This is a genomic window from Curtobacterium sp. MCBA15_008 (assembly GCF_001865065.1).
Lineage (GTDB): Bacteria > Actinomycetota > Actinomycetes > Actinomycetales > Microbacteriaceae > Curtobacterium.
Window position 1 is genome coordinate 1 of sequence record NZ_MJGN01000074.1, and the last position, 3,178, is coordinate 3,178.

General features: G+C 72.8%; 3 protein-coding genes. 2 read left to right on the forward strand and 1 reads right to left on the reverse strand.

Features of this window, described 5'->3' with window-relative positions; genetic code table 11:
• A partial coding sequence (locus BIU96_RS20020) for a hypothetical protein (RefSeq protein WP_217642298.1) occupies window positions 1–734 on the forward strand: 734 nt, incomplete at its 5' end.
• Window positions 735–860: 126 nt separating this feature from the next.
• Here the strand turns inward: BIU96_RS20020 and BIU96_RS18105 are convergent.
• A complete protein-coding gene (locus tag BIU96_RS18105) occupies window positions 861–1,715 on the reverse strand; it encodes a PPK2 family polyphosphate kinase (protein ID WP_254786240.1) in 855 nt (284 codons plus the stop codon).
• A 138-nt stretch (window positions 1,716–1,853) separates the two neighbouring features.
• Between BIU96_RS18105 and BIU96_RS18110 the strand changes: the two genes are divergently transcribed.
• On the forward strand, window positions 1,854–2,984 hold the full coding sequence (locus BIU96_RS18110; RefSeq protein ID WP_071294008.1) for an alpha/beta hydrolase: 1,131 nt from the start codon (window positions 1,854–1,856) through the stop codon (window positions 2,982–2,984).
• The last annotated feature ends 194 nt before the right edge of the window (window positions 2,985–3,178 follow it).

Genomic DNA, 3,178 nt, shown 5'->3' on the forward strand with positions numbered 1-3,178 from the left:
TCACGGTCGAACCGACGCGGGGCACGGTCGTCGCTGTCACGACGCGGGGCACGGTCGTCACGGTCGAAACGACGGGGCGCACGGTCGTCACGGTCGAAGCGACGCGGAGCACGGTCATCGCTGTCACGACGCGGGGCACGGTCGTCACGGTCGAAACGACGCGGGGCACGGTCGTCGCGATCGAAACGACGCGGGGCACGGTCGTCACGGTCGAAACGACGCGGAGCACGGTCATCGCTGTCACGACGCGGGGCACGGTCGTCACGGTCGAAACGACGGGGCGCACGGTCGTCACGGTCGAACCGACGCGGAGCCCGGTCGTCGCGGTCGAAGCGACGACCACCGCGGTCGTCACGCTCCGGGCGACGCGCGCCGGCGTCACGGGGCTCCCAGTTCGGACGCGCGGGACGCTCGCCCTGCGACGAGCGGCCGCGGCGCTCTTCAGCGTCCCAGCGCTGCTTCTGACGCGGCTGCGACGGCTCGGCGGCACGGAAGCCGCGGTGCTTGCTGCTGCGCGCGGCAGGGGTGCCGTTCGGGTGACGGACACGGTCGGAGGCACGGTTGTCCGCGCCGCCCTTGTTGTACGGGGCCATGGCTACTTTCTCGGGGTGCAGACGTACCGCAGCGCCCGACAGCGACATCGGCGGGGGCTGCTTGCGGAGGGGGTTCATCCCGTCGCGGATCGACGTGATTCCAGCCCTCGAGCAACACACACCCAAACGAAAAGCCCGTGATCACAATGTCACGGCGTCGAAGGCCGACCGAGTGACTCTACGTGATCCGGCGCACGCTGGCCAGCCCCGCGACCGGCGCGAGGCGCGCGGCGGGGGCGATCCGTTCCTCCAGGCCGGTCGCCGGGATCAGGACTCGGCGAGCCGCTGTCGCTGCTCGGCCACGTCGAAGTCCGCTGCGGGCCACGAGAGCTGCATGTCCTCGAGGGTGCGGAGGAGGAGCTGTTGGACCGCCAGCCGGGCGTACCACTTGCGGTTCGCCGGCACCACGTACCAGGGCGCCCGCACGGTCGACGTCCGGTCGAAGACGGTCTGGTAGGCCTGTTGGTAGTCGTCCCACAGCAGGCGCTCGTCGATGTCGCCGGGGTTGAACTTCCAGTGCTTGTCGGGGCGGTCCAGCCGCTCGCCGAGCCGCTCGCGCTGCTCGTCCTTCGAGATGTGCAGCATCACCTTGACGATGCTGGTCCCCGACTCGGCGAGACGGTCCTCGAAGTCGACGATCGCGCCGTAGCGGCGCTCGATCTCCTCCGGCGGCGCGAACGAGCGGACCTTCTGGATGAGGACGTCCTCGTAGTGGGAGCGGTCGAAGACGCCGAGCTGACCGGCGTCCGGCAGCTGCCGTTCAACGCGCCAGAGGAAGTCGTGCTCGCGCTCCTCGGCCGTCGGCGCCTTGAAGCCGGCGTAGTGCACGCCGTTCGGGTCCACCGCCCCGACCACGTGCGAGACGATGCCGCCCTTGCCGGCGGTGTCCATCGCCTGCAGCACCAGGAGCACGCGGCGCTGGTCACCCGCGGTGGACGCCGCCCACAGGCGTTCCTGCAGGGCGGAGAGACGGGAGGCCCCGGCGGCGAGCGCCTCGAGCCCGTCGATCTTCCGGCCGGGGAAGCCCGGCGTACCGTCCGGGTCGACGCTGTCGAGGCGGAAGCCCTCCTCGACGCGGAGCAGGGGTTCGGGGTCGGCGTTCCAGGCCTTGCGACGGCTCACGGGTCCTCCAGCGGTGTCGCCTCTCATCCTGGCACCGCGGGTGGTGCGGCGTCCGGGCCGCCGATCATCCCGATGGTCGGTGCCGGTTCCGCCGCTGGGTGGACGCCGGGGTGCGGGTGCCGGGTTACCGTTGTGGTGATGAGGTCAGGCCGTCGCACGCTGCTCGCGCTCGTCGCCGCGGTCGTGGCGCTCGGCGTGGTGGCTTCGTGCAGCTCCGATCCGGTCGGCGACGAGAACCGCACGGTCACCGGTGGACCGGTCATCTACCCCCTCTCGCTGCGGTACCACGGCATCGACGTCGTCGCGGACGTGCCGTACGGCGCGGACCCGCTGCAGCGGCTCGACGTGTGCCTGCCGGCGGACAGCGCGCCGGGCACCACGGCGACGCCGAGTGCCACGGCGGCGGAATCGGGGGCGTCGGCGTCTGCGTCGGCTGCGGCGGCGGGTCCTGCTGGCGCGGCTGCCGCGGCTGGGGCGGCTGCTGCTGAGCCGTCCGCGTCGGCGTCGGCTGTGTCCGGGGTCGGTGGTGTGGCCGGCCGCGCCGAAGCCGTCCGCGAGGCGAGCGGCTCCCGCCCCGCGGTCCTGATGATCCACGGCGGCAGCTGGTCCCACGGCGACAAGGACACCGCGGCGTACCGGTCCGTGTGCAAGTACCTCGCGTCGCAGGGGTTCGTCACCTTCAACGTCGACTACCGCCTCGCCCCGACCGACCCGTTCCCGGCTGGGCTCGACGACGTCCGGCGGGCGCTCGACTGGGTGTTCCGCCCGACGACGCTGTCGACGTACGACGTGGACAGCACGCGCGTCGGGGTGTTCGGCGGCAGTGCCGGCGGGAACCTCGCCGCGATGCTCGCCGTCACCGACCACGAGTCCACCGCGTACGCCGAGGGCGACCGCATCCGGGCCGTCGTCGACCTGAGCGGGCCGACCAACCTGACGACCCGCTCGACCCGGGCCGACGGGGTGTCCGCGGCCTTCCAGCGGCGGCAGTTGCTGTACCTCGGGTGCCGGACGTACGCGGACTGCCCTGCCGCCACCCGGGCCTCGCCGGAGTACCACGTCACCGAGGACACGGCGCCGTTCTTCATCGGCCACTCGACGGACGAGTTCATCCCGCTGTGGGAGTCGCAGGAGTTCGCGGCGACCCTGCGCGACCACGACGTGCCGGTCACGTTCGTCGCGGTCGAGGGGACGGCGCACTCGATCGCGCAGCTCGACCAGGCGATGAGCAAGCGGGTCGTGACGTTCCTGCAGCGCCGGCTCGGCTGACCGGGGCGCGAGACTCGGGCCGGCGGGCGCCAGACTCGGGACGGCGCGCGCGACTCGGACCGGCGGGGCCGAGGCTCGAGCCGGCGGGGCCGAGACTCGGGCTGAGCGACACTTCTCGCGGCCGAGCGCGCGAGGAGTGTCGCGGAGGCCGAGACTCGGGTGCCGGCGGGCGGCCGGCGGCAGGGCGGGCGGGC